The sequence below is a fragment of the Mycolicibacterium elephantis DSM 44368 genome (genome assembly GCF_004014805.1).
Taxonomy (GTDB): Bacteria; Actinomycetota; Actinomycetes; order Mycobacteriales; family Mycobacteriaceae; genus Mycobacterium; species Mycobacterium elephantis.
On record NZ_ATDN01000013.1, the window covers coordinates 88,086 to 112,089 of the forward strand.

At 69.0% G+C, this 24,004-nt stretch carries 26 protein-coding genes; 12 read left to right on the top strand and 14 right to left on the bottom strand.

The window, feature by feature from the left end:
• Positions 1-1,143: a phosphodiester glycosidase family protein gene (locus MELE44368_RS11215; protein WP_276050640.1), complete on the bottom strand. Its 1,143-nt coding sequence runs from the start codon at positions 1,141-1,143 to the stop codon at positions 1-3.
• Positions 1,144-1,316: 173 nt separating this feature from the next.
• Between MELE44368_RS11215 and MELE44368_RS11220 the strand changes: the two genes are divergently transcribed.
• On the top strand, positions 1,317-1,595 hold the full coding sequence (locus MELE44368_RS11220; protein ID WP_128108545.1) for a GlsB/YeaQ/YmgE family stress response membrane protein: 279 nt from the start codon (positions 1,317-1,319) through the stop codon (positions 1,593-1,595).
• On the opposite strand, the gene MELE44368_RS11225 is transcribed toward MELE44368_RS11220, so the two are convergent.
• The 4 genes from MELE44368_RS11225 to MELE44368_RS11240 form a co-directional block, all read right to left on the bottom strand.
• On the bottom strand, positions 1,596-2,888 hold the full coding sequence (locus MELE44368_RS11225) for a PQQ-dependent sugar dehydrogenase (protein ID WP_128108546.1): 1,293 nt from the start codon (positions 2,886-2,888) through the stop codon (positions 1,596-1,598). It abuts the gene before it with no gap.
• Positions 2,866-3,618, bottom strand: coding sequence for a pirin family protein (locus MELE44368_RS11230; RefSeq protein WP_128108547.1), 753 nt, complete (start codon positions 3,616-3,618; stop codon positions 2,866-2,868). The genes MELE44368_RS11225 and MELE44368_RS11230 overlap by 23 nt, the downstream gene beginning before the upstream one ends.
• 55 nt (positions 3,619-3,673) lie before the next feature.
• Complete coding sequence (locus MELE44368_RS11235; protein WP_128108548.1) at positions 3,674-4,798, bottom strand: NDMA-dependent alcohol dehydrogenase; 1,125 nt, start codon at positions 4,796-4,798, stop codon at positions 3,674-3,676.
• 136 nt (positions 4,799-4,934) lie between these two features.
• Positions 4,935-5,918, bottom strand: a complete 984-nt coding sequence (locus tag MELE44368_RS11240; protein WP_277749992.1) for a sigma-70 family RNA polymerase sigma factor — start codon at positions 5,916-5,918, stop codon at positions 4,935-4,937.
• Positions 5,919-5,976: 58 nt separating this feature from the next.
• Between MELE44368_RS11240 and MELE44368_RS11245 the strand changes: the two genes are divergently transcribed.
• From MELE44368_RS11245 to MELE44368_RS11260, 4 genes are read left to right on the top strand one after another with little or no spacing between them, the layout of a single operon-like run.
• Positions 5,977-6,816 (top strand): alpha/beta hydrolase, encoded by an 840-nt coding sequence (locus tag MELE44368_RS11245; RefSeq protein ID WP_128108550.1) that lies wholly within the window; start codon positions 5,977-5,979, stop codon positions 6,814-6,816.
• Positions 6,813-7,799 carry a hypothetical protein gene (locus MELE44368_RS11250; protein ID WP_128108551.1) on the top strand — a complete coding sequence of 329 codons (987 nt, stop codon included), beginning with the start codon at positions 6,813-6,815 and terminating at the stop codon, positions 7,797-7,799. The genes MELE44368_RS11245 and MELE44368_RS11250 overlap by 4 nt, the downstream gene beginning before the upstream one ends.
• Positions 7,800-7,814: 15 nt before the next feature.
• Positions 7,815-8,564, top strand: a complete 750-nt coding sequence (locus MELE44368_RS11255; protein WP_128108552.1) for a DUF2786 domain-containing protein — start codon at positions 7,815-7,817, stop codon at positions 8,562-8,564.
• Positions 8,561-9,055, top strand: coding sequence for a TIGR04338 family metallohydrolase (locus MELE44368_RS11260; protein ID WP_128108553.1), 495 nt, complete (start codon positions 8,561-8,563; stop codon positions 9,053-9,055). Before MELE44368_RS11255 ends, MELE44368_RS11260 begins: the two co-directional genes overlap by 4 nt.
• Here MELE44368_RS11260 and MELE44368_RS11265 read toward each other — a convergent pair.
• The 6 genes from MELE44368_RS11265 to MELE44368_RS11290 all read right to left on the bottom strand — a co-directional run bounded on the left by MELE44368_RS11265 (position 9,052) and on the right by MELE44368_RS11290 (position 14,976).
• Entirely contained in the window at positions 9,052-9,390 is a 339-nt protein-coding gene (locus MELE44368_RS11265; protein WP_241566570.1) for a YbaB/EbfC family nucleoid-associated protein, read from the bottom strand. The genes MELE44368_RS11260 and MELE44368_RS11265 overlap by 4 nt on opposite strands.
• On the bottom strand, positions 9,387-10,874 hold the full coding sequence (locus MELE44368_RS27325) for a PPE domain-containing protein (protein ID WP_128108554.1): 1,488 nt from the start codon (positions 10,872-10,874) through the stop codon (positions 9,387-9,389). The genes MELE44368_RS11265 and MELE44368_RS27325 overlap by 4 nt, the downstream gene beginning before the upstream one ends.
• A 26-nt stretch (positions 10,875-10,900) precedes the next feature.
• Entirely contained in the window at positions 10,901-12,298 is a 1,398-nt protein-coding gene (gene eccE / locus MELE44368_RS11275; protein ID WP_128108555.1) for a type VII secretion protein EccE, read from the bottom strand.
• Positions 12,295-13,641 carry a type VII secretion-associated serine protease mycosin gene (mycP, locus tag MELE44368_RS11280; RefSeq protein WP_128108556.1) on the bottom strand — a complete coding sequence of 449 codons (1,347 nt, stop codon included), beginning with the start codon at positions 13,639-13,641 and terminating at the stop codon, positions 12,295-12,297. Before mycP ends, eccE begins: the two co-directional genes overlap by 4 nt.
• A 259-nt stretch (positions 13,642-13,900) precedes the next feature.
• Complete coding sequence (locus MELE44368_RS11285) at positions 13,901-14,383, bottom strand: flavin reductase family protein (RefSeq protein WP_128108557.1); 483 nt, start codon at positions 14,381-14,383, stop codon at positions 13,901-13,903.
• A 185-nt stretch (positions 14,384-14,568) separates the two neighbouring features.
• The gene (locus MELE44368_RS11290; RefSeq protein WP_128108558.1) at positions 14,569-14,976 is read right to left on the bottom strand and encodes a DUF3224 domain-containing protein; all 408 of its coding nucleotides are present in this window, start codon (positions 14,974-14,976) and stop codon (positions 14,569-14,571) included.
• Positions 14,977-15,198: 222 nt separating this feature from the next.
• On the opposite strand from MELE44368_RS11290, the gene MELE44368_RS11295 reads away from it, so the two are divergent.
• Genes MELE44368_RS11295 through MELE44368_RS11305 form a run of 3 tightly spaced genes read left to right on the top strand, consistent with a single transcriptional unit; the run spans position 15,199 to position 18,225 of the window.
• Positions 15,199-16,434: an MMP alpha-(1->4)-mannosyltransferase gene (locus MELE44368_RS11295; RefSeq protein ID WP_128108585.1), complete on the top strand. Its 1,236-nt coding sequence runs from the start codon at positions 15,199-15,201 to the stop codon at positions 16,432-16,434.
• Positions 16,428-17,159 carry a class I SAM-dependent methyltransferase gene (locus tag MELE44368_RS11300; RefSeq protein WP_128108559.1) on the top strand — a complete coding sequence of 244 codons (732 nt, stop codon included), beginning with the start codon at positions 16,428-16,430 and terminating at the stop codon, positions 17,157-17,159. The genes MELE44368_RS11295 and MELE44368_RS11300 overlap by 7 nt, the downstream gene beginning before the upstream one ends.
• Positions 17,160-17,178: 19 nt before the next feature.
• Positions 17,179-18,225 (top strand): MMP endo-(1,4)-3-O-methyl-alpha-D-mannosidase, encoded by a 1,047-nt coding sequence (locus MELE44368_RS11305; RefSeq protein WP_241566571.1) that lies wholly within the window; start codon positions 17,179-17,181, stop codon positions 18,223-18,225.
• On the opposite strand, the gene MELE44368_RS11310 is transcribed toward MELE44368_RS11305, so the two are convergent.
• The gene (locus MELE44368_RS11310) at positions 18,209-18,895 is read right to left on the bottom strand and encodes a class I SAM-dependent methyltransferase (protein WP_128108561.1); all 687 of its coding nucleotides are present in this window, start codon (positions 18,893-18,895) and stop codon (positions 18,209-18,211) included. The two genes, MELE44368_RS11305 and MELE44368_RS11310, sit on opposite strands and share 17 nt — an antisense overlap.
• Before the next feature lie 124 nt (positions 18,896-19,019).
• On the opposite strand from MELE44368_RS11310, the gene MELE44368_RS11315 reads away from it, so the two are divergent.
• Positions 19,020-19,589 (top strand): TetR/AcrR family transcriptional regulator, encoded by a 570-nt coding sequence (locus MELE44368_RS11315; RefSeq protein ID WP_128108562.1) that lies wholly within the window; start codon positions 19,020-19,022, stop codon positions 19,587-19,589.
• A 31-nt stretch (positions 19,590-19,620) separates the two neighbouring features.
• Here MELE44368_RS11315 and MELE44368_RS11320 read toward each other — a convergent pair whose 3' ends face one another.
• The gene (locus tag MELE44368_RS11320; protein ID WP_128108563.1) at positions 19,621-20,280 is read right to left on the bottom strand and encodes a TetR/AcrR family transcriptional regulator; all 660 of its coding nucleotides are present in this window, start codon (positions 20,278-20,280) and stop codon (positions 19,621-19,623) included.
• Between the two features lie 119 nt (positions 20,281-20,399).
• Here MELE44368_RS11320 and MELE44368_RS11325 point away from each other — a divergent pair, with 119 nt between their 5' ends.
• Positions 20,400-21,737 carry a cytochrome P450 gene (locus MELE44368_RS11325; protein ID WP_128108564.1) on the top strand — a complete coding sequence of 446 codons (1,338 nt, stop codon included), beginning with the start codon at positions 20,400-20,402 and terminating at the stop codon, positions 21,735-21,737.
• Positions 21,738-21,741: 4 nt separating this feature from the next.
• On the opposite strand, the gene msrA is transcribed toward MELE44368_RS11325, so the two are convergent.
• On the bottom strand, positions 21,742-22,209 hold the full coding sequence (msrA, locus tag MELE44368_RS11330) for a peptide-methionine (S)-S-oxide reductase MsrA (RefSeq protein WP_409366116.1): 468 nt from the start codon (positions 22,207-22,209) through the stop codon (positions 21,742-21,744).
• 264 nt (positions 22,210-22,473) lie between these two features.
• On the opposite strand from msrA, the gene MELE44368_RS11335 reads away from it, so the two are divergent.
• Together MELE44368_RS11335 and MELE44368_RS11340 are read left to right on the top strand one after the other, a co-directional pair.
• A complete protein-coding gene (locus tag MELE44368_RS11335; protein ID WP_128108566.1) occupies positions 22,474-22,980 on the top strand; it encodes a nuclear transport factor 2 family protein in 507 nt (168 codons plus the stop codon).
• Complete coding sequence (locus tag MELE44368_RS11340) at positions 22,977-23,990, top strand: NAD-dependent epimerase/dehydratase family protein (protein WP_128108567.1); 1,014 nt, start codon at positions 22,977-22,979, stop codon at positions 23,988-23,990. The genes MELE44368_RS11335 and MELE44368_RS11340 overlap by 4 nt, the downstream gene beginning before the upstream one ends.
• Positions 23,991-24,004 lie beyond the last annotated feature (14 nt).

A 24,004-nucleotide genomic window follows, 5' to 3' on the forward strand; every position in this document is an offset into this window, starting at 1 on the left:
CTAGTTGAACGCGAGCCAGCTCGGCAGCGCGCGCTCGCGAGAGTCGCACAGCACCTGCCGGGTGTCGCACGACCCGCGCGGGACGCCGGCACCGGCCCACATGCCTCCGGTGTCGCGGCGCAACACGATCGCCGACGAGCCGCCGCCGTCGAGCAGCACCGCGGTGTCGCTGCCCAGTCCGCGGAACAGATCCTGGATCTGATCGGGTGTGTAACTGCCGCCCTGGAACACGTACATCTCGTCCTTGGTCCTGGAGTATGCGATCGCCGTGCGGGCGGCGCTCGGTCCGCCGTCGTTGAGCTGGCTGGTATCGCCGGGCGACAACAACCCGATTCCGGCGACGGCGACGAAGCGGACGCCCTTCTCGACCAGGTCCTCGACGACCGGCGAGGCGGCGTCGTAGTCGTCCGGGTTCTTCGGTGCGACGACGAACGGCGCCCCGGCGACCGGAAGGATCATCGTGGACAACGCCTTCCAGTGCTCGTTGCCGCCCGACAGACCCTGCTTGCCCGCATAGGCGATGCGGCCGGTGACCGCGGCGTTGGCCCGGCCCATGCCGCTGGTGTTGTCCACATAGGCGCCGAGCGGTGAGGTGCAGCCGGTGGATTTCCACGAGCCGCCCTTCTGACCCCGCACGTCGAAGAAGTTGGCGTTGATCGCGATCGTGGGCTGGCCGAGCACTTGCCAGGCCTGCAGGGGTGTGAAGATCTCCGACGCCTGGACCAGCCCTTCGCCGGTGCGGGCGCGCGGATCTCGTTCACATCGAGCCTGATATCCCCGATGAGTGTCGACGAGCAGGCGCGGTGCGAGCCGCTTCGAGGCCGCCTTGATGATCATCAGGTGCCCGCCGTTGTTCATCTCATAGGCGTGGCCGGCCGCGTTGACCATCGGCGCGGGGTGACCGCTGCCGAAGTTGTAGACGAGATAGGACCCTTTCGTGTTGGCGATGGCGTCGGCGAGCAGCTCGCGGGCGCTGGCGGCGTGTGCGGCCGGTGCGGTCGCCGTGGCCGGCACCGTGGCGCACAGCACCAGCGCTGCCGCCGTCGCCGCGAGACAGCGCACGTTTGCCAAAGGGGTCGACACAGTGGTCCCTTCCCGGGAGAGCCCTACAACGGAACAACTGTAATCACACGAGACACACAGCTAACTTGCGTTACAGCTGCATCACAATCTGATCGCGATTTCCTGCTTTGCGCTCTACACCGTCGCGGCCGGGAGTTCGATGGACGTGTCCAAGACCGATCGAGATTAGGAAGGGTCTGTGCCGGGCACTGTGTTATGACGGCGCACCCGCGCCGACATCGAAGGAGTCAGATATGTGGACGATCATCGTTGCTCTCATCGTCGGGGCCATCCTCGGCGTGTTGGCGCGACTAATCCTGCCGGGTAAGCAGAACGTCGGAATGCTGGTCACCATCCTGCTGGGCGCGGTCGGCGCGTTGCTCGGTGCGTGGATTTCCAACGCGGCGTTCGGTACCGGCGACAAGATGTTCTCGCCGATTCCGTTCGTGATCGGGTTGGTTGTCGCGGTCATCCTCATCGGGATCTACGTGGCGATCACCGGCCGCCGTGGAGCGGGAACGCCGCGAACCTGATCAACGCCCTGGCGGCGCCAGGCGATAAACGGCGTCCGCATAGTCATCGGTGATGTACACGGCGCCGTCCGGTCCCGCCACAGCGGCGACCGGGCGGCCCCACCGTGAGCCGTCGTCGGCCTGAAAACCGCCGGCCAACGTCTGCCGATCCTTCAGATCCCCATTGCGCCAACCGAAGAACGCCACCTCCGGTGGCTGCGGCGGCTCCCGGTTCCATGAACCGTGCACGCCGATCAGCGCGCCGCTGTCGAACGGAGCGGGCAGTACGCCCTCGGTGAAGCTCATACCGAGCGGCGCCGCGTGCGCGCCGAGGCTCTGCTCGACGGGCGCAAGCGCGGCGCAGTCGAGCCTGCTGCCGTCCGCGTTGGTCTGAACGTCCCGGATGAACGGCAGGTCGGCCGGGCCGCCGTCGGAATTGCAGTACGGCCAGCCCAGTTCGCGTCCCTCGGTCAACTTGGCGACCTGCTCCGGTGGATGGTCGTTGACGTACTCCTTCTCGACCTCACCGGTCGCCGGGTTGGCGACGTTGTCGCGGCCGTTGACCGCCGTCCACAACGCTCCGTCCGGCGCGACGGCCAGCCCGGTCCCGTTCCGCACCCCGGTGGCGAACGGAACGGCCGCACCCCCGCCGGGAGGCACCCGCATGATCGTGGCGCGCGGCGGATCGGCGTCGCGGTCTGCGGCCGAGATGTTGCCCGTCGACCCGATCGAGAAGTACACGGCGCCGTCCCGACCGACAGCAACGCTTTTCAGGGCATGCGCATAGGCCCCGCGCAGGTCGGCGCTTTCCGCGTCGGGTAGGTCGGCGACGACGGTGCGCCGATTGCTCGCGGTGCCGTCGGCGTAGTCGTAGACGTCGACCTGATCGCTTTCGGCGACATAGAGCCGGTCGCCGTCGAACGCCAGGCCGTGTGGCTGGTCCAGCCCGTCGAGTAGGACCGTCTCACGCGGCTGCGTGGCGGTGGGCCGCAGATGAAGCACCTGCCCGGCGCTCGGGACCGAGATCAGCAGAGCGCCGTCGGGGGCCCATGCCGCCAGCCTGGCCGTTGGGACACGGGCCCAGACCGACAACGTCCATCCCTCCGGGACCAGCGCCTGGCGCGGCTCGTCGAACGGCTCCTGCGCGAGGCCCGGCTCGACCTGAACCGTCACCGGCACCAGGTCCGCGGTCGGCTGGGCGGGCGGCGGCGAGGCCGGCTGCGGCGCCGGCGCGGGTGTCGTCGAGCATGCGGCAAGCACCGAAACCGCGCCCAGGAGGACACCGATCCGGTTACGCCGCGGCCAAACTCGCATGCATCTCCCACACCAGGATCTCGGCGGGCTCCGTGGCGGTGACCCGCTGGCCGCCGGAAGCGGTGAACCGGACGGCGTCGCCGTCGTGAAGCGGTCCGGCGCCCTCCAACGTGACCTGCCCGCGGGCCACGAAGAGGTGCAGGTACTGCGCCTCGGGCAACTCGAGGCTGTCGCCGGGCTGCATCCGCGCGCCGTGCAGGGCCGCGTGCTTGTTGTGGATCGTGATCGCGGTGTGGTCGCGGTGGCGCGGCATGCCCGAGGCGATGGTGACCAGGCCGCCGCGCAACAGCTCGTCGTCGATCTCGAGTTGCTGGTAGCCCGGCGTGAGACCGGCCTCGTCGGGCACCACCCACATCTGGATGAAACGCACTGGCTCGTCGTGGGTTTCAGAACCCGTCAAGGTCCAGGAGTCGTTCTTCTCGGAGTGCAGGATGCCCCGCCCGGCCGACATCCGTTGGGCCAGACCGGGATAGATCACGCCGGCGTTGCCGGTGGAGTCCTGGTGCACCAGCGATCCGCGCAGCACCCACGTCACGATCTCCATGTCGCGATGCGGATGGGTGTCAAAGCCGGAGCCGGCCTTGACGATGTCATCGTTGTTCACCAGCAGCAGGCCGTGGTGGGTGTTCTCGGGCTCGTAGTGGCTGCCGAAGGAGAACGAGTGCCGGGAGTCCAGCCAGTCGATCTTGGTCTGCGCGCGGTCGCCGGCTCGACGGATGTCGACGGTCATGTGCCTCACTCCTCGCGCAGTCAACGCCAGCCTAGGCGCTCGGGCGGGGGTCCGGCTACCAGTCCGATTCGTCGAAGGTGATGACGCCGCGGATGTTCTTACCCTCGAGCATGTCGGCGTAGCCCTGGTTGATGTCCTCGAGCCGGTAGGTGTTGGTGATCATCTCGTCGATGCGCAGCAGCCCGGACTTGTACAGCCCGACCAGCCGCGGTGTCTCGATGTGGCTGCTGCCCCCGCCGAAGATGTTGCCCTTCAACGTCTTCTGTAACATCGTGAACAGGAACAGGTTGAGCTTGACGTCGACGTCGGCCATCGCGCCCATGCCGGTCACCACGCAGGTGCCGGTCTTGGCGGTCAGCGTCATCGCCTCTTCGATGTACTCGCCCTTCATGTCTCCGACGGCGATGATGGTCTTGTCGGCCATGACGCCGTGGGTGAGGTCGATGAGCGGAGCGATCGCCTCGGCCATCGACGGGTAGACGTGGGTGGCGCCGAACTTGATCGCCTGGTCGCGCTTCCACTCGTTGGGGTCGATCGCGACGACGTTGCGGGCCCCGGAGATGACGGCGCCCTGCAACGCGCTCATGCCGATACCGCCGACGCCGACGATGACGACCGTCTCCCCGGGCGCCACCTCGGCGACGTTGGTGGCCGAGCCGAAGCCGGTCGGCACCGCGCAGCCCATGATGGCGGCCGTCTCGAACGGCACATCCTTGTCGATCTTGACGACCGAGTCCTTGTGCACGGTCATGTACGGGGCGAACGTGCCGAGCAGGTTCATCGGGGACACCTCGGTGCCGCCGGCGTGCACCCGGCAGGTGCCGTCGGCGATCGCCTTGCCGCCCAGCAGCACCGCGCCGCGGTCACACAGCGAGCGGAAGCCCTTGCGGCACGGCGGGCATTCGCCGCAGGCCGGGATGAACGCGAGGATGACGTGGTCGCCCTCCTCGATGCCGGTGACGTTGCGCCCGACCTTGGTGACGACGCCCGCGCCCTCGTGGCCGCCGAGCGCGGGCAGGCCGATCGGGGTGGCGCCGGTGGTCAGGTGGTAGTCCGAGTGGCACATGCCCGCGGCGTGCACGCGGATCTGCACCTCGTCGTCGACGGGATCACCGACCTCGATCTCGTCGATCCGGAACGGGGAGTTGAGCTCCCACAGCAGCGCGCCCTTGGTCTTCATGGGGGCTGACTATAGAACACGTTTCAGGACACGTGTCAATTACGGCTGTGAACTGGGACTATGACGTACTAGAGCACGTCACGCCGACGCTGAAGCACCGTGAACGTCTGACAACCCGACACTCGGCGGTCAGGGCCTAGAGCGAGTCGGGGAGGCCCCACTTCTCGAACGATTTGGCGTGAAACGCTACGACGTGCGTGATGCCGTCGGCACCGACGTCGAGAACGTGCAGCTGAAAGGGTTCGTGCACGCCGGTTTCCGGGTTGCGCATGTACATCGCCCCGGCGGGTTGACCGTTGGCGGTGGTGGGGATCAACCGCATGTCGCCGGGCCGCTCTGCGGGGCAGTGTGTCTTCGACAGCAGCACGATCTCGCGCGGACCCTGGTACCAGCCGTCGAACGGCGGCATCTCCCACACCGCGTCGGCGGTGAACAGCTCGACGAGCTTGTCGATGTCGTAGCTCTCGAACGCCGCGATGTAGCGCGAAAGCAGATCCTGCGCCTCGGGCGACTCCAGCGGCGCCGACACATCGTCCTCGCTGGGGCCGACCGCATCGAGTTGCGCGCGAGCCCGCTGCAGGAGGCTGTTGACCGCTGCCGTAGAGGTGCCGATCGCCTCGGCCACCTCGGCGGCCTTCCACTGAAGCACCTCACGCAACACCAGCACCGCCCGTTGCCGCGGTGAGAGGTGTTGCAGCGCCGCCACGAACGCCAACCGCACCGACTCCCGCGATCCCACGATGTTCGACGGGTCGGTGGCGTCGTCGGGAAACGGCTCAAGCCACGGCACCTCTTCGCGCGCCACGATGTCGTCGGCCGGATCCGAGCTGGGCGCGCCCAGCCCCGTCGGCAGCGGCCGGCGTTGACGGCCCTCCAGCGCGGTCAGGCAGGTGTTGGTGGCGATGCGGTACAGCCAGGTGCGCACCGACGATTTGCCCTGGAACCCCTTATAGGACTTCCACGCCCGCAAGTACGTTTCCTGCACCAGATCCTCGGCGTCGTGCACCGATCCGGTCATCCGGTAGCAGTGCGCGAGAAGCTCGCGACGGTACTGCTGCGCGTCGGCCAGGAAGGCGTCCTCGGTACTGCTGTCCCCGAGATCATGGGCCAGAACGGTCACCTTGCCGAGCTTAATCGCCGTCACCGACAAGTGACGGCTCGACCGCTAGTCTCCGGGGATGGCCACAACCCGCAGCGAACGAAGCTTCGACGGTGTCAACGGTGTGCGCATCGTCTACGACGTGTGGACCCCCGACGGTGAACCCCGCGGTGTGGTGGTGCTCTGCCACGGGTTTGGTGAGCACGCCCGCCGCTACGACCACGTCGCCCAACGCTTCGGCGAGTCCGGGCTGATCACCTATGCGCTGGACCTCCGCGGGCACGGCCGCTCCGGCGGCAAACGTGTCTACCTGCGCGACATCGGCGAGTACACCACCGACTTCCGCACCCTGGTCGGCATCGCGACCCGTGATCATCCCGACCTCAACCGCGTGGTGCTCGGCCACAGCATGGGCGGCGGGATCGTGTTCGCCTACGGCGTCGAGCACCTCGACGAATACTCCGCGATGGTGCTGTCCGGGCCCGCCGTGTACGCCCACGACATGGTGTCCTCGCCGAGGATCGTGCTGGCCAAGATCGTGGGCTCGATCCTGCCGGGTCTGCCGGTCGAGCAACTCGAGACCGAGGCGGTGTCCCGCGACCCCGAAGTGGTGGCCGCCTACATGGCCGATCCGCTGGTGCACCACGGCAAGGTGCCCGCGGGCGTCGCCAAGGCGCTGATCAAGGTCGGCGAAACCATGCCGCAACGCGCCGCGAAGCTCACCGCGCCGCTGCTGGTCGTGCACGGCGGGCAGGACAAGCTCATCCCGGTCGAAGGCAGCCGCCGACTGCTCGAGTGCGTGGCATCGACCGACGCCCACCTCAAGGTCTATCCCGAGCTCTACCACGAGGTGTTCAACGAGCCGGAACGCGCGCTGGTGCTCGACGACGTCACCGCGTGGATCGAGGCCCGGCTTTGAAAACCGTTCTCGGACTGCTTCTCTCACTGACGCTGGTGCTGGCCGGCTGCTCATCTGACAAACCGCAGGGCTGGGTCGAGGACGACGTCAGCTTCGTCGACGCCGGGCTGACCATCCACGGCACGTACCGGCACCGGGCCGACGCCGCACCAGGGCCGGCCGCGCTGCTGATCTCGGAGAGCGGCAACACCGACCGCGACGGCGACAACGCCGTCGCCGGACCGGTCGGCAACATGCGTCAGCTCGCCGAGCTGCTGTCCGAGCGTGGGGTGGCCAGCCTCCGCTACGACAAGGTCGGCACCGGCAAGACCGGCCTGGGCCCCTACGCGCAGAAGCCCACCGACGTCGTCAGCGCCGTCTACACCTCCGGCGCGAAAGCGGCGCTGCGTTTCCTGGCCGATCAGCCGGGCACCGACACGGACCACGTCTCGGTGTACGCCCTCGGCGAGGGCACCGTCCACGCGATGTCACTGGCCGCCGACACCGGCCCGGACGCGCCCGAGGTCCACGCGCTCGGGCTGTTCCAGCCGCTGTCGGGCCGCTATCTGGACATCATCACCAATCGGGTCCGCGCCAACGGCGACCAGGCCGCGCTCGACGCCTGGCTGGCCGCAGTGGAGCAGGTGCGCGCCACCGGCACCGTGCCGGCGAGCCTGCCCGAGGGGCTCGGTGCGCTGGTGAACGCGGGCAACGTCACCGCCGTCGTCGAGGCCGACAAGATCGACCCGGTGGAGCTGGCCGCCGAGGTGCCCGCGGACACCCAGGTGTTGCTGACGTGTTCGGACGCCGACGGCCAGGCCCGGTGCGAGGACGAGAAAGCGCTCATCGACGCGCTCGGGCACACCACCCTTACGGTCGTCGAACTCACCGGCGTCAACCACGTGCTGCGCGACGACGCGAGCGACAACGTGGCCAACTACGCCAGCCAGGAGCCGCTTTCTCCACAGGTTGTGGAGGCGCTGAACGGATTCGTCGGCGAGTAGCCCTAGATTTGGGTCATGAGCGACGACAAGATGCTGGCCCGGATCGCCGCACTGCTCCGCCAGGCCGAAGGCACCGACAACCCGCACGAGGCCGACGCGTTCATGGCCGCCGCGCAGCGGCTGGCCACGGCGACCTCGATCGATCTGGCGGTGGCGCGCGCGCATTCCGAGCAGCGCACCAAGGCGCAGATGCCGGTACAGCGCACGATCACCATCGGCAACCCGGGCACTCGCGGCCTGCGCACCTTCGTGCAGTTGTTCACGGTCATCGCCCACGCCAACGACGTGAAGTGTGACATCGCGTCGAACTCGACGTTCGTGCACGCCTACGGTTTTCCCGAGGACATCGACGCCAGCCACGCGCTCTACGCAAGCCTGGTGATGCAGATGGTCAAGGCGTCGCAGGCCTACATCGCCTCGGGCGCACACCGCCCGACACCCACCATCACCGCGCGCATCAATTTCCAGCTGGCATTCGGCGCCCGGATCGGCCAACGGCTGGCGCAGGCCCGCGAAGAGGCCCGCAGGGCGGCCACCAAGAGTCGCGACAGCCGGCCGGGAACCGCTATCGCACTGCGTGACAAGGACATCGAACTGCGCGACTTCTACCGCGAGACCTCCGAAGCGCGTGGCACCTGGCGGGCCACCAGCGCGACGGCGGGATACTCCTCGGCGGCGCGTCGGGCCGGCGACCGTGCCGGTAAACGCGCCCGGTTGGGCACCAGCCCGGAACTGGCGGGCGCCCGCTCTGCGCTCGAGAAGTGACGCCGCGCGACTTTCAGCGCGCGAAGGTCTACGCGGCAGAGGATTTCGTGCGCACCCTGTTCGACCGGGCCAGTGAGCGCGGCAACCCGGTGGTGGAGTTCTTCGGAACACAGTTGACGCTTCCGCCGGAGGGACGGTTCGGCTCGGTGCCGGCGGTGCAGCGCTACCTCGACGACGTGCTGGGCCTGGCCGCGGTCCGGGGTCGCTGGCCGGGCGTCCCGCCGTTGACGGTACGTGCGCGCCGTGGCGTGTCGGCGGCGCATTACGAGCGCACCGACGAGGGCGCCGTCATCGCCGTGCCCGAGCGTCGCAGCAACTGGGCGTTGCGGGAACTCGTTGTGCTGCATGAGATCGCACACCATCTCTGCGACGCACAGCCGGCGCACGGACCGTTGTTCGTCGCGACCTTCTGCGAGCTCGCGGAGACGGTGATGGGACCCGAGGTGGGCCATGTGCTGCGGGTGGTATACGCCAAAGAGGGTGTGCGCTAGGGGAAGTCAGCCGAATCGGCGGTGATCTCGGCGACCGCCGCGTCGATCCGCTCGCGATCTGCCTCGATCGAGGCGCCGGCTGCCGAGGTCGCGTTTCGCAGGGCCTCGTTGAGCCGGCGCTCGAGTTCGTCGGCCCCCACCCGCATCAGGCCCTCGGCCAAATGCACCGCCTTGAGGTGGTGGTGGCCGTCCAGGGTCACTTCGACGGTGCCGGACTCGTCTGTGGCCGTGAAGGTCTGGCTGTTCATCCGATCGAGCTGCTCGTCCATGATCGACTGCAACCGCTGCGCCTGCGCCAAGACAGCGGCGACCTGCGGATGCATCTCGTCGGTCACGGACGCTCCTTGCTCTCCCCGCCGTCTTCCCGACGCCGACGGTTGCCGATGACCCCTTTGGTCCAGGGCCGGTCCTCGGTGTACAGGTCCTCGTCGGGCGCCAAGTCGGGGTTGCGCCGCTTCTCCTTACCCTGTCCTGCGCCGGCGCCACCGTGCATGGGGGCCATACCCATGCCGCCCGCCGTCGGCCCGGCCACCGACGGCCCAGGCGCCGCACCCGTCGCGGCCGACGTCACCGGAACCGGTGCGGGAGCGACGGTCTCGGCCGTCACCGCGGGCGACAGCGGCTGCGCCCCGGTACCTCTGCCACCGCCGCCCGATGCGCCCCCGCCGGCACCGGCGCCGGTGGCCGCCGCCGGGCGCAGGCCCGGATCGGAGACAGGTCTCGCGGTGCCCGTGGAGGCTCCGCTGGGCGCGCTGCCCGGCGCATCACCAGCAGCACCGCCCCCCGCAGGCGACCCGCCACCCGACGGCCCCGAGGGCGTGCCACCCGAGGGTGCACCGCGGCCGGGCTGACCGTGGGCGGCGGGCGTCGTCGCCGACGGCGAATCACCGGCCGCCGTCGCCCGGCCAGCGGCGGCCACCCCGCCCGATCCGCCTGCCCCGCCTGAACCGCCCGCGCCCACCGAACCGCCACCTGGGCCCGCCCCGGGCGGGCCGTCGATGCGTACCGGGTCCACCGTCGCGTTTCGCGCATACTCCTCGCGCACCTCGTCGGAGAGCCGCTGCAGGTCTTTCAGCTCGTCGACGATGGCGTCCACATCGGCGCCGGCTTGGGCCAGCTGGGCCTCCAGCGCAACGTATCTGGTGAAGATGGGGACGTGCCGGTTGTTGGCGTTCTGGTGGGATGCGCCCACCTTGGCGGCCGCTTGCGCCAGCCGTTGCCAGGCTGATGACAGCTCGTGCAGCCAGGCGCTGAACGCGTTCATCCTGGCGTGGGCCGTGTCCGCGGCGGCGCCTTCCCAGTCCGTGACATCGCGCGGCGCGGCGTGGCTCTCGACGAACGCCGCTGCGAGCCCCCACTGCACCTCGGCCAGCTGCAGCGAGGTGCCGTGATCGCCCGCGTTCAGATCGCCGTGCGTCTTCTTGACGTCGCTGTACTCGCTGGCGGTCGGTCGGCGCGGTGCCGCCGGCCCGTCGGGTAATGGGGGCAGCGGGGTCGACGGCGCGGGCAGCGCGATGTCCGCGATCGCGGCCTGGCGGGCCGGGTCGTCGAGCTTGTCCGCATAGGCGTCGTCGACACGCTCGTAGGCCGCTGCGGCGTTGTCCAACATCTCTGCGATGCGCCGGTTTTCGGCATCGGCCCAGTCCTGGTATCCGGTGAGCACCCGCGCGGTCTCGTTGAGACCGTCCACCGCGTCCTTTGCCAGCGCCAGCGCGTCCGGCGGTATCGGATGCACCGTCGGCGTCGACCACGTGAGTCGGCGCATCGCCGCCGCCTGCGCCTTGAGCGTCGCGGGGTTGACGCGCACTTCTGCTGACATGGCTACACCTCCGTCCTCACCGCCGGTCAGCGTTCCAGCGCCATCTGATAGCGGCTTTCCTCCCGCGGGTTGATCAACCGGATAGGCAGTTGGTGATGGCGCGGAGTGCCGATAAAGCTGTCGCGCAGGACAACTCGGCCCACACCTGCGTGCGGCCCGAGATAGGTGGTGGCATTCGGCCAGGCGACCTTGGCCACGTCGCCGATGCGGCCGTTGACGAACCCGGCGAACTCGTTGAACTGCGGCAGCAGGGTGACCACCGCGCCCGCCGCGGCCGACCGCACGATGAACTGGGTGAACAGCCGCGCGTCACCGAGGGTGATGCTGGCGTCGACGTCGTCGAACGGCATGTACACCGGATAGCGGTCGGCCGTCTCGCCGACCAGCACGCCCGCCGAACCGATCGGCAGCTCGTAATGGCGATCGGTGACCGGCGTGACACCGTGAAACGCCGCGCGCTGCCCGCCGAACAGACACGAAAACCCGCGCGGCGTCGTCGGATTGGCCAATGTTGTCAGCAGCACCGTCGTCCTCGGAGCGGTTCCCGGCCGCACACGCACCCGGGTGATGGTGTGATCGGCGCGGGCCGACCACCACACATCGGGCCCGCCCGGGGCGCTGTAGGCGGCGGTGAACGTGCTGCGCCCCTTGATGGCCGACCAGGTCTCGCGCTCGAAGCTGATCTCGGTCGCGTGGTCGAACGCATCGAAGCTGCGCACGACGCGAGCATCGATTCCGTTGCCGGCCAACTGATCTGCGACACGGGTCGCCGAGGACACCAGATAGCGGGCCAGCCCGGCCACCCCGGTCTCCCGCCGCTGCGAGGACTTGCGGGTGTGTTCGGGGTCGGCGCGAAGCACGATCCAGGTGCGCCGGTTGGCAGGTGCCGGGTACGGCCCGATCACCTGCTCGTAGAGCGACACCAGCGTCGCCGGCGCGGTCTTGCCCACCCGGTAGCCCGCCGCGACCACGTCGGCCTCGAGGTCGGGGCAGTGCGCGGCCAGCAGCCGTTCGACGAGCAGGGTGTCGACCACGTCGTCGGTCTTGGCCTCGCCGTTGACGATCACCGTCGGCGTGAACGGGTGCGGCACGAGTTCGATCGCCGCGATCAACCGCTCGTCGTGCCAGCGCACCGCGACGTGGTCACCGGGCAGCACCGTCGCGCCGACAGCCGGCTCCGACGGCCGCTCCGGAGCGTTGCGGTGCCGTCGCCGCCACGCCAGCACGGCCGCCACCCAGCCGGTGACGCGCCTGCCACGGATCGTCACCACCGCGGCAAGAGCGATGAACACCGCCAGCGCGATGCCCAACCACAGCAGGCCGAGTCGGGCGAACAACACGACGGCGGCCGGCGCCAGCACCGCCGCCCAGACGGTGTGACCGGTCGTGACGCGCAGCCCGACGAGGGTCCGGATCGAGTTCATCTGCGCCTCAACGCGCGTCGGGCAAGGGCGCCGAGCCCGATGGCCAGCGCCAGCGCCGTCGCCGCGATGACGACCGCGGTGATCGGGCCGCGGTCCGGCGGCGGCACGTGCACCGGCGGCGGGATCTCCTTGACCTGGTAGGGCGCCCGCTCCGGCCCGGCGGGCACGTCCCAGGTCAGCGCCGCCACCGGGTCGATGACGCCGGCGCCGACGTAGTTGTCCACCCCGCCGCCCGGATGCCTGGCGGTGGCGGTGATCCGGTTGATGATCTGGGCGGGCGTCAGCTCGGGGAAGCGCTGCTTGAGCAGGGCGGCCAGGCCCGAGACGTAAGCGGCCGCGAACGAGGTGCCGCTGATCGGGATCAGGCCGTCCTCGCCGTGCAGCGCGTTGACCGGATTGCCGTCGGAGCCGAGCGCGGTCAGGTTCTCGGCGGGCGCCGCGGCACCCAGCCACGGCCCCGACATCGAGAAGCTGCTCGGCTGCCCATTTTCGGCGGTGCCGCCCACGGTCAGCACCAGCGGCGAGTACCAGGCCGGGCTGACGACGGTCTGCACCTGCTCCCAGCCACGCGGGTCGGCGGGCAGCGCCGGATCCGGCGGCGGGTTCTGCGTGCAGTCCTGACCGGTGTTGCCCGCGGCGACGATGACGACCGCGTTCTTGACGTTGACCGCGTAGTTGATCGCCGCGCCGAGGCTGGCTTCGTCGATCGGGCGGGTGACCTTGTAGCAGGCCGCTTCGCTGATGTTGATGACCTGCGCGCCGAGGTTGGCCGCGTGGACGACGGCTCGGGCCAGGCTGCGCAGCGAACCCGCGGTCTGCGTGGTGTTGGGATCGTTGGGATCGGTGCGGGCGCCGACCGGCTGAAACGCCGCCGACGTCTGGCGCAGCGACAGGATGCGGGCATCGGGGGCGACCCCGATGAACCCGTCGGTGGGCGCCGGCCTGCCCGCGACGATCGAGGCGGTGAGGGTGCCGTGGGCGTCGCAGTCCGACATGCCGTTGCCGGCCTGGTCCACGAAGTCCCCGCCGGGTTCGGCGGGCACCCGCGGCGATCCGTTGACCCCGGTGTCGATCACCGCGACAGTTACACCCGCGCCGGTTGCGAACTTCTGTGCCTCGGCGAGCCGCAGGTAGTCGTTGGCCCACGGCTTGTCGGCGAAGTTGGATTCAGGGAACACCGCGGGCGTCGCGCACGCCCGGCGCAGCTCGGTGGGCTGGTCGGGACCGGTCTCGTCGGCAGGTATGGCGGCCGGATCGATGGCCGGCGGCTCGAGCGCACCGGCCACCGGCGCGCCGACCAGTGCCAGCAGCAGTGCTGCCAGCAGCGCGGCGAGGCGATGCACGGGCTAGGGTCCTTCGGTTTCGGCACGTCGGGGGACAGTGTGCTGGCGCATCGACAGCAAACACCGCACCGCTGCCTGGACAGCACGAAGTCTCACGTCAAGCCGATCGGCCGATAGCACGCAGCCAATCTTAAGGGCCCGCGGAGGTACCCGGTTCCGCTATCTGACGCCACCGCAGCCGGCAGGCCCCCGCCGAACGTGGGTTACCCGCACGCCACGAGCGCGTTTCGCGTGCGCAAACCCCACACTCGCGGGAGGTTCAGGCCTCGTGACCGGGTTCCAGATCCCGCACGTCGGCGAAGGTGACCAGCTCATCGAAGCGGTCCGGCGCGCTGCCCGCGACCGGCTCCAAGAGGTGCCCGACGTGGTCGCCGAGGTCGTAGCGGTTGAGCACCTCACCCACGAACCAGCCCGCCGCATCGTCGAGTATCGGCAGGTCATGCGGGCCGCGATGCCACGAACAGCGGGCGAACTTGTCCGTGTGGTCGCCGGTCTCGCTGCCGAACAACCGGGCCAGGTCGCGCTGGGTCCGCGGAAGCAGGTGCACGGCCAGGTGCGACGCGTGCTGTGCGACGCGGAAGGTGTGGTTGCGCTTGGACAGCCCGACCAGAAACCGGGCCGGCTCGATGCTGACCTGGCTGCTGAACCCGATCAGGCAACCCGCCCGCCGGTCACCGGCACGGGTGGTCACGACGAACATCGGATAGTCCAGCATCGAGACCAGCTTTTCGAACGCGTCCATCGCATTCCCCCCGTCCAGTTCACGACATCGTAAGGTGCTCACCGCCTTTCGCGTGGCAGGTGAGCACGCCGCCGTAGCCGCGGCCGTCGCCGCCGAACGTGGGTTACCCGCACACCTGGAGCGTGATTCACGTGCGCGAACCCCACACTCGGCGGGAAGGGCGGAGCCTATCGGCGGCTTTCCCGCTAGCCTTCCGCGAGCGCGGTGTCGAGACCGTCGAGGTCCAGCGTGATGGACCCGCCCGGATCCGCGCGGAAGCTGCCGGTGCCTGCCGCGTTGGCCAGCTCACCCGTGCCAGACGCGATGCGCAGCTCCGCGCTGGCCACCCCGTCGCGATAGGTGCCGTCGTGCAACAGCACAAGGCCGCCGGTCATGCCGCCGACGCTGCCCGTGAGATGTTCGATGCCGACGTAGATCGCCGACTTGTCCGGTGCGTAGGCCAGCAGCCACTTGGTGGTGGACGTGCCTTGTATGTCGCCGTCGTAGCGTTTGGCCACCAGCGCCTCGGTGAGCCTGGTGCTCTCGTCGCCGTCCTCGAACGGAGTCTCGTCCCAGCTGCCGATCTCGAAAGTCGCCTCGATATGCCTGCTCATTGTCGGCGGATACCCGGTGGCTCGGCGATGGAACCGGGAGGCCGGATATCGCCGCCCTCGCCGGCTGTGGTAGTCAGGGCAGTGCGGCCGCTTTGCGTCCGATAGCACGTCAAACTATAGTCTGGACACATGTCCAGAGGGTTCGGAGTTGTTGCGTGACACGTTTTGTCCTGGCCGCCGACCTCGGATTCTTCCGCCGCAGCGCATCGTCGTGAGTTGAGCATGCGCATCGCCTTGTTGTCGTACCGGAGCAAGACCCACTGTGGCGGGCAGGGGGTCTACGTGCGTTACCTCAGCCGCGGGCTGGTCGAGTTGGGCCACGACGTCGAGCTGTTCTCCGGCCAGCCGTACCCCGAGGGCCTCGACCCCCGCGTCCGGCTGACCAAGGTGCCCAGCCTGGACCTGTATCGCGAACCCGATCCGTTCCGCATCCCCTGGCCGACCGAGATCAAGACCCGCATCGATCTGCTCGAACTGCTCACGACGTGGACGGCGGGCTTCCCCGAACCGCGCACGTTCAGCCTGCGCGCCGCCCGGGTGTTGGCCGAGCGCCTCGATGACTTCGATGTGGTGCACGACAACCAGTGCCTCGGCACCGGGTTGCGCAAGATCGCCGAGATGGGTCTTCCCGTGGTGGCGACGGTGCACCACCCGATCACCCGGGACCGGGTGCTCGACGTCGCGGCCGCACCGTGGTGGCGCAAGCCGCTGGTGCGGCGCTGGTACGGCTTCGCCGAGATGCAGAAGCAGATCGCCCGCGAGATCCCCGAGATCCTCACCGTGTCGTCCACGTCGGCCGCCGACATCGCCGAGGACTTCGGGGTGGCGCCGAGCCAGTTGAACGTCGTGCCGCTGGGGGTGGACACCGAGATGTTCAAACCGGCGCAGCCACGGGTCCGCAACCGCATCATCGCGATCGCCAGCGCCGACGTGCCGCTCAAGGGCGTCAGCCATCTGCTGCACGCCGTCACGCGGCTGCGCGTGGAACGCGACCTCGAACTGCAACTGGTCGCCAAGCTCGAGCCCAACGGGCCCACCGAGAAGCTGATCGCCGAGCTGGGCATCTCCGATATCGTGCACAGCTCCAGCGGTCTGTCCGACGCGGAGCTGGCCGAACTGTTGGCCTCGGCCGAAGTCGCCTGCATCCCTTCGCTTTACGAGGGCTTCTCGTTGCCCGCCGTGGAGGCGATGGCCAGCGGCACGCCGATCGTCGCCAGCCGTGCCGGTGCGCTGCCCGAGGTCGTCGGCCCCGACGGCCAATGCGCCCGGTTGGTCCGGCCCGCCGACGTCGACGAGCTGACCAGGGTGCTCGGCGAACTGCTGGACTCACCCCAGGAACTTCGCCGTCTGGGCGAGGCCGGCAGGCGCCGGGCGCTGGACGTGTTCAGCTGGGAATCCGTTGCGGCGCAAACGGTTGCGGTTTACGAGCGGGCGTGCGAGCGGGTCGGCGCATGCTGACCGTCGACTTCGACCGGCTCGGTGTCGGTCCGGGCACCAAGCTGATCGACGTCGGTTGCGGCGCGGGGCGGCACAGCTTCGAGGCGTACCGCCGCGGCGCCGACGTCATCGCGTTCGACCAGAACGCCTCCGACCTCAACGACGTCGACGAGATCCTGACCGCGATGCGCGAGCAGGGCGAGGCGCCCGCCACCGCCAAAGCCGAGGCGGTCAAAGGCGATGCGCTCGACTTGCCCTACGCCGATGGCACTTTCGACTGCGTCATCGCTTCGGAGATACTCGAGCACGTCCCCGAGGATGACCGGGCGATCTCCGAACTGGTGCGGGTGCTGGCGCCGGGCGGCGCCCTGGCGATCACCGTGCCGCGGTGGCTGCCCGAGAAGATCTGCTGGCTGCTGTCCGACGAGTACCACGCCAACGAGGGCGGGCACGTGCGGATCTACCACGCCGACAGGCTGTGCGACAAGGTGTTGGCCCACGGGTTGCGGCTCACCCACACCCACCACGCCCACGCGCTGCACTCCCCGTACTGGTGGCTGAAATGCGCTGTGGGAACGGAGAACTCGAGTCATCCCGCGGTGGCTGCCTATCATCGCCTGCTGGTGTGGGACATGGTCAGCCGGCCGTGGCTCACCCGTACCGCGGAGTCGATGCTCAATCCGCTGATCGGCAAGAGCGTGGCGTTGTACTTCAGGAAGCCGGGGGTACCTGTTGCTGCGAGATGATCTCGCCGACGTCCCAGGCGTGCGTGGTGTCCTGACGCCCGCCGAGTGCCGACAGACCGCGGAGTCGATCGCCGCCATACAGGAACCTTCCGGCGCCCTCCCGTGGTTCGACGGCGGCCACACCGATCCGTGGGACCACGTCGAGAACGCGATGGCGCTGACGGCGGCCGGGTTGCTCGAACCGGCCCGCGCCGCGTTCGAGTGGTGTCGATTGAACCAACGCGCCGACGGCTCGTGGCCCCTGCAGGTGCGCAACGGCGTGGTCGAAGACGCCAACAGCGACAGCAACTTCTGCGCCTACATCGCCACCGGGGTCTGGCACCACGTGCTGATCACCCGCGACCGGCGGTTCGCCGAGACCATGTGGCCGGTGGTGAGCAAGGCCATCGACTTCGTCATCGACATGCAGCTCGACGGCGGCCAGATCTCTTGGGCCAGAAGTCCGTCCGGCCTGGAACCCGATGCGCTGCTGACCGGCTGCGCCAGCATCCACCACAGCATCCGGTGCGCGTTGGCGCTGGCGGACTACTTCGACGACCCGCAGCCGGAATGGGAGGTGGCCGTCGGGCGACTCGGCCACGCGATCGCCCATCACCCGGAGGCGTTCGTGCTGAAGGACCGCTGGTCGATGGAGTGGTACTACCCGGTGCTCGGCGGCGCCGTGCGCGGTACGCAGGCCGGCGCCCGCATCGCCGAGCGGTGGGACGACTTCGTGGTGCCCGGTCTCGGCATTCGCTGCGTCGACGACCGGCCATGGGTGACGGGCGCCGAAACCTGTGAGCTGGTCCTGGCTTTGGACGGAGTGGGGGACTCGGCACGTGCGCACGAGCAGTTCAGTGCGATGCAGCACTTGCGCGAGGACGACGGCTCCTACTGGACCGGGCTGGTCTACGCGGACGGCAAGCGGTGGCCGGTGGAACGCTCGACCTGGACCGGGGCGGCGGTGATCCTGGCTGCCGACGCGCTGTCGCGAACCACCGCGGCCAACGGCATCTTCCGCGGTACCGACCTGCCCCGCGGCCTGGAGGGCGAGTACGACTGCGCCTGCGCTACCAGCGGCCGGTAGCGGGCACCTCGCCAGGCACGCCGGAGACGCGCTCGAGCACCCGCATCGACCCGGTGGCCGACACCTCTCGGAAGTCGCCGGTGTCCAGCGCGCGCCGGTAGATGTGGTACGGCGCCTGGCCGCCGTCGGCTGGATCGGGGAACACATCGTGGATGACCAGCGCCCCGCCGACCTCCACCCACTTGGCCCAGCCGTCGAAGTCGCGTTGCGCGGCCGCCTCGGTGTGGCCGCCGTCGATGAATAAGAACCGTAGCGGTGTTCGCCAACCGCGGGCTGCCACAGGGGATTTCGCAACAATCGCCACGACGTGGTCATCCAGGCCCGCGGCGTCGAGGGTGTGACGCAGCTTCGGCAGGGTGTCGAACAGTCCGGTGACCGGGTCGACCATCGACGCGTCGTGGTACTCCCAACCCGGCTGGTGTTCCTCGGAGCCGTGGTGGTGGTCGACGGTGTAGAGCAGCCCGCCGCTCTGCTGCGCGGCGGCGCCGAGCAACAACGTCGACTTGCCGCAGTAGGTGCCGATCTCCACGCCGATGCCGTCACCGAGATACCGCAGCGCGGTGTCGTAGAGCGCGCGGCCCTCGTCGGCGGGCATGAAGCCGGTGACCTCCTCGGCGAGAGCGAAAAGGCGTGCGGCGGACGGCGGAAGCGCGGTGTCGGTGTTGCTCATCGGGGTCTAACCTAGCGGGTCGCCGATCGCTTGCGGGGAACGAGTCGCGTTGAGGAGACCGGCCGTATTGGCCAGCGGGTCGGTTCGTTGCTGGTGCAGGAGCGTTGTAGTAGCGTCCGGACACGTGTCCGACACGGCTCTTGAGGGGACTCGCCGCCGTCTGACCGCGAAGCAAGCCGAGACTGTCGACCGGCTGGGTCGGGCCGCAGTCGAGTTGCTGTGCCGCGAGGGGTTCGCGGCGCTCACCGTGCGGCGGGTGGCCGCCGAGGCCGGGGTGGGCGCTGCCACCGCCTACACCTACTTTTCATCGAAGGAACACCTTGTGGCCGAGGTGTTTTGGCGTCGGCTGGCCGCCTCGCCGCCGGCGGCGCACGGATCGGAGGACCGAGCGGCGCGGGTCGTCGAGGTGCTGCGCCACATCGCGTTGCTCGTCGCTGACGAGCCGGAGTTCGCCGGTGCGGTGACCACCGCCCTGCTCGGCAGGGACCCCGACGTTGAGGTGCTGCGCCAACGCATCGGCCTCGACATTCGGGAAAGGCTCGCCGCCGCGCTCGGATCCGACGTCGATCCCGACGTCATAGACTCGCTGGAGATGCTGTACGCGGGAGCGCTCGTGCGCGCCGGGATGGGTTATGCCTCCTACCCCGACATCGCCGCGCGGTTGGAGAAGTCCGCGCGGCTGATTCTGGGTTAGTTCTCGTCGTCAGTCCTCGTCGAAACTGAGCTCATGCACGAAATACGTCGCGATTCGCGTGCATATCTTCAGTTTCGGCGGACGAAGGCAGGCCGAGGATCGCCGTCGACGCGGTGATCGCCGGCTCGACGAGGCCGCGCACGTCGCGGCCGTCCTCGACGAACAGCGCGGTCAGCTCCCGCAGCCCACCGAGCAGGATGAGCGCCAGCGGCCGGGAGACCGGCGGCAGACCCGCGCGCCGGAAACCGGGATTGTCGCTGAGATCGACCAGCATGTCGGTGAGGTTCGCCATGGCCTGGCGGTGCAACGGCGTTGCGACGTCACCCAGCGCGGGCGCCTCGCGAATCCAGCTCAGCGTCACCGCGGGGCGGGCCTCGATGTGGTCGACGTACGCGGTGACCGCGCTGCGGATCTGCTCGCGCCAGTCGGCCTCGGGGTCCACCGCGTCGCGGATGCCGGCGATCAACAGCTCGTTGTTGCGCCGCAGCAGCTCGATGAGGCACTGGGCCTTGCTGGAGAACTGCTCGTAGAACGTGCGTTTCGAGGTGTGGGCGTGCCGGACGATGTCGGCGACCGTGGTGTCGCGGTAACCGCGCTCGGCGATCGACGCGGCCATGCCGTCGAGCAGCCGGTCGCGGAACAGATCGGGGGGACGCGAATCGCGCGCGCCCGCGTCGAGCGCTGTCGTCACATCGCCTCCCCGAGATCCCTTGCGGTCACTGGTACCAAGCGGTACCGTACTACACACACCTGCGGTACATGGTTGTACCAACCGAGGGCGTCGCACCGGAGACGCCGGCTGGGAGTGACATGAGCGAGCCGTCCACCGTCGAAGCACCCGCCACACCGGCCCGCGCCGTGAAGCTGCCGCCTGGGCCCCGGCTTCCCATGACACTGCAGGGACTGGCGTTCATCGCCAACCGGCGCTGGACCGTGCACCAGATGCACCGCCGCTACGGCGACGTGTTCAGCCTCAACATCCCGATCTTCGGCCGGACGGTGGTGGTCGCCGATCCGCAGCTGGCCAAGCAGGTGTTCACCGCGAACCCCGACGACCTGGGCAACGTCCAGCCCAACCTGTCGCGGGTGTTGGGCTCCGGTTCCGTGTTCGCGCTCGACGGCGTCGAGCACCGCCGCAGGCGCCGACTGTTGACCCCGCCCTTTCACGGCAAGAGCATCAAGAACTACGAGAAGATCTTCGAAGAGGAGACCCTGCGCGAGTCGGTGAACTGGCCGGAGGGTCAGGCGTTCGAGACGCTCGAGCCGATGATGCGCATCACGCTCAACGTGATCCTGCGCGCGGTCTTCGGCGCCGACGGGGAACGCCTGCACGACCTGCGCCGCATCATTCCGCCGTGGGTCACCCTCGGCTCGCGCGTCGTGAGCCTGCCCCCGACGACACGGACATACGGGCGTTACAGCCCCTGGGGCAGGCTGGCCGAGTATCGCCGCCGGTACGACGTCGTCATCAACCGGCTGATCGACGAGGTGACGGCCGACCCGTGCTTCGGCGACCGCAACGACGTCCTTGCGCTGCTTCTGCGCAGCACCTACGAAGACGGTTCGGCGATGTCGCGCCAGGAGATCGGCGACGAACTGCTGACCCTGCTGGCCGCCGGTCACGAGACGACGGCCTCCACGCTGGCGTGGGCGTTCGAGCGGATCACCCGCCACCCCGACGTGCTGGCCAGGCTGGTCGAGGAAGCCGAGACCGACGACAACGAGTACCGCCAGGCCACCATCCTTGAGGTGCAGCGCAACCGGACCATCATCGACTTCGCGGGCCGCCACGTCTACTCACCGACGTTCGAGCTCGGCGAATGGGTTGTGCCCCGGGGCCATACGGTCCTGACCAGCATCCTGCTGATGCACGAGCGGGCAGACGAGTTCCCCGCGCCGGAGCGGTTCGACCCGCGGCGGTTCCTCGGCACCCGACCGTCGACGTTCGCCTGGATCCCGTTCGGCGGCGGCACCCGCCGGTGCGTGGGGGCGGCGTTCGCCAACGTCGAGATGGACGTGGTGTTGCGCACCGTCCTGCGTCATTTCGTGCTCGAGACGACGACGGCGCCGGGCGAGAAGTGGCACTCCCGCGGTGTGGCGTTCACCCCGAGGAACGGCGGTCGCATGATCGTGCACCGCCGCGGGTGACGAGCTAGGAGCGGGCCTCCTGCCGCTTCGGTAGCTTCCAGTTGGGCCGGGGGAAGTGGCAGGTGTACCCGTTGGGGAAGCGCTCCAGGTAGTCCTGGTGTTCGGGTTCGGCCTCCCAGAACTCACTGGCCGGTGTCACCTCGGTGACGACCTTGCCCGGCCACAGTCCCGACGCCTCGACGTCGGCGATGGTGTCGAGCGCGATCCGCTTCTGCTCGTCGTCGAGGTAGAAGATCGCCGACCGGTAGCTGGTGCCGATGTCGTTGCCCTGCCGGTTCTCGGTGGTCGGATCGTGGATCTGGAAGAAGAACTCCAGCAGCGTCCGGTAGTCGGTCTGCGCCGGGTCGTAGATGATCTCGATGGCCTCGGCGTGTCCGGGGTGGTTGCGGTAGGTGGGGTTGGCGTTCTCGCCGCCGGTGTAGCCGACGCGGGTCGAGAGCACGCCGGGCTGCTTGCGGATCAGGTCCTGCATGCCCCAGAAGCAACCGCCGGCCAGGATGGCCTTTCGCGTAGTGGTCACGCTTTCTCCTTCAGTGTCGTCGTCGCCTGCAACCATTCTGCTCGCAGCCTTCATCCGCCGGCCATCACCGTGGGGTGATGCGCGCCCTCACCGTGGTGGTGCCTCCGCGACAAGGGGTGCTCTTCACCGACAACCCCGCGATCGTCGATCCGCACCCGATGCACTTCACCACTACTGACACTCGACAAATACAGTAGAACGTGTTCTAGTTCTGGCGTGACAGGCAAGGTGTTCAGTCGGGAGGAACTGGCTGCAGCGTTCGAACAGTTCGAGGCGACCGTGGACCGCGCCGCGCAGACCCGCGACTGGGACCCGTGGGTCGCGCAGTACACCCCCGACGTCGAATACGTCGAGCACGCGGCGGGCACGATGCGGGGCCGCGAAGAGGTGCGCGCCTGGATCTGGAAGACGATGGAGAGCTTCCCCGGCAACCACATGACGTCGTTCCCCTCGCTGTGGACGGTCTTCGACGAGCCCACCGGCCGCGTCATCTGCGAACTCGACAACCCGATGCGTGACCCGGGCGACGGCACCGTCATCAGCGCCACCAACATCTCGATCATCACCTACGCCGGCGACGGGTTGTGGCGCCGCCAGGAGGACATCTACAACCCGCTGCGGTTCGTCAAGGCCGCGATGAAGTGGTGCCGCAAGGCCGAGGAACTCGGCACGCTGCCCGACGAGGCGCGAAACTGGATGCGGCAGTACGGCGGTGGCGAATGAGCCCAGCACCCAAGCTGGTCATCGGCGCCAACGGCTTCCTCGGCTCGCACGTCACCCGGTTGCTGGTCGGCGACGGCCACCAGGTGCGCGCGATGGTGCGCCCGACCGCCAACACGATCGGCATCGACGACCTGCCGGTGCAGAGATTCCTCGGCGACATCTGGGACAACGACACGTTGGCCGAGGCGATGGCCGGCTGCGACGACGTCTACTACTGCGTCGTGGACACCCGCGGGTGGCTGCGCGACCCGGCGCCACTGTTTCACACCAACGTCGACGGCACCCGAAACGTGTTGGAGGTGGCCAAGAACGCCAACCTGCGCCGATTCGTCTACACCTCCAGCTATGCGACGGTGGGCCGGCGCCGGGGCCGCGTCGCCGACGAGACCGACGTCGTCTCCGACCGCGGGCTGACATCGTATGTGCGGTCCCGGGTGCAGGCCGAGAACATGGTGCTGCGCTATGCGCGCGAGCACGGGTTGCCCGCGGTGGCGATGTGCGTGTCGACGACCTACGGCGCCGGAGACTGGGGCCGCACTCCGCACGGCGCCATCATCGCCGGTGCGGCGTTCGGCAAGATCCCGTTCGTGTTGCGCGGCATCGAACTCGAAGCCGTCGGCGTGGACGACGCCGCCCGCGCGATGCTGCTGGCCGCCGAGCACGGCCGCGTCGGCGAGCGCTACCTGATCTCGGAGAAGATGATCACCAACGCCGAGGTGATCAGGATCGCCGCGGAGGCGGCGGGCATGGATCCGCCCACCAAGTCGATCCCGCTGCCGATGGCATACCTGCTGGCGACGCTCGGCAGCGTCAAGGCGCGGTTGCGCGGCACCGACGAGAAGCTGTCGCTGAACTCGCTGCGCCTGATGCGCGCGGAGGCACCGGTTGACTGCAGCAAGGCCAGGCGTGAATTGGGTTGGCAGCCAAGGCCGGTCGAGGAATCCATTCGGGAGGCCGCCAAATTCTGGGCTGGTCTGCGCGACGCGAGGCGGGCGAGCAAAGCGGGTTGACGCGCGGGCGCTAG

Coding starts and splice junctions, on each gene's coding strand:
- MELE44368_RS11220 (WP_128108545.1), top strand. CDS start 1,317: ATGTGGACGATCATCGTTGCTCTCATCGTCGGGGCCATCCTCGGCGTG.
- MELE44368_RS11225 (WP_128108546.1), bottom strand. CDS start 2,888: ATGCGAGTTTGGCCGCGGCGTAACCGGATCGGTGTCCTCCTGGGCGCG.
- MELE44368_RS11230 (WP_128108547.1), bottom strand. CDS start 3,618: ATGACCGTCGACATCCGTCGAGCCGGCGACCGCGCGCAGACCAAGATC.
- MELE44368_RS11235 (WP_128108548.1), bottom strand. CDS start 4,798: ATGAAGACCAAGGGCGCGCTGCTGTGGGAGCTCAACTCCCCGTTCCGG.
- MELE44368_RS11245 (WP_128108550.1), top strand. CDS start 5,977: ATGGCCACAACCCGCAGCGAACGAAGCTTCGACGGTGTCAACGGTGTG.
- MELE44368_RS11255 (WP_128108552.1), top strand. CDS start 7,815: ATGAGCGACGACAAGATGCTGGCCCGGATCGCCGCACTGCTCCGCCAG.
- MELE44368_RS27325 (WP_128108554.1), bottom strand. CDS start 10,874: ATGTCAGCAGAAGTGCGCGTCAACCCCGCGACGCTCAAGGCGCAGGCG.
- eccE (WP_128108555.1), bottom strand. CDS start 12,298: ATGAACTCGATCCGGACCCTCGTCGGGCTGCGCGTCACGACCGGTCAC.
- MELE44368_RS11285 (WP_128108557.1), bottom strand. CDS start 14,383: ATGGACGCGTTCGAAAAGCTGGTCTCGATGCTGGACTATCCGATGTTC.
- MELE44368_RS11290 (WP_128108558.1), bottom strand. CDS start 14,976: ATGAGCAGGCATATCGAGGCGACTTTCGAGATCGGCAGCTGGGACGAG.
- MELE44368_RS11295 (WP_128108585.1), top strand. CDS start 15,199: ATGCGCATCGCCTTGTTGTCGTACCGGAGCAAGACCCACTGTGGCGGG.
- MELE44368_RS11300 (WP_128108559.1), top strand. CDS start 16,428: ATGCTGACCGTCGACTTCGACCGGCTCGGTGTCGGTCCGGGCACCAAG.
- MELE44368_RS11310 (WP_128108561.1), bottom strand. CDS start 18,895: ATGAGCAACACCGACACCGCGCTTCCGCCGTCCGCCGCACGCCTTTTC.
- MELE44368_RS11325 (WP_128108564.1), top strand. CDS start 20,400: ATGAGCGAGCCGTCCACCGTCGAAGCACCCGCCACACCGGCCCGCGCC.
- msrA (WP_409366116.1), bottom strand. CDS start 22,209: ATGCAGGACCTGATCCGCAAGCAGCCCGGCGTGCTCTCGACCCGCGTC.
- MELE44368_RS11340 (WP_128108567.1), top strand. CDS start 22,977: ATGAGCCCAGCACCCAAGCTGGTCATCGGCGCCAACGGCTTCCTCGGC.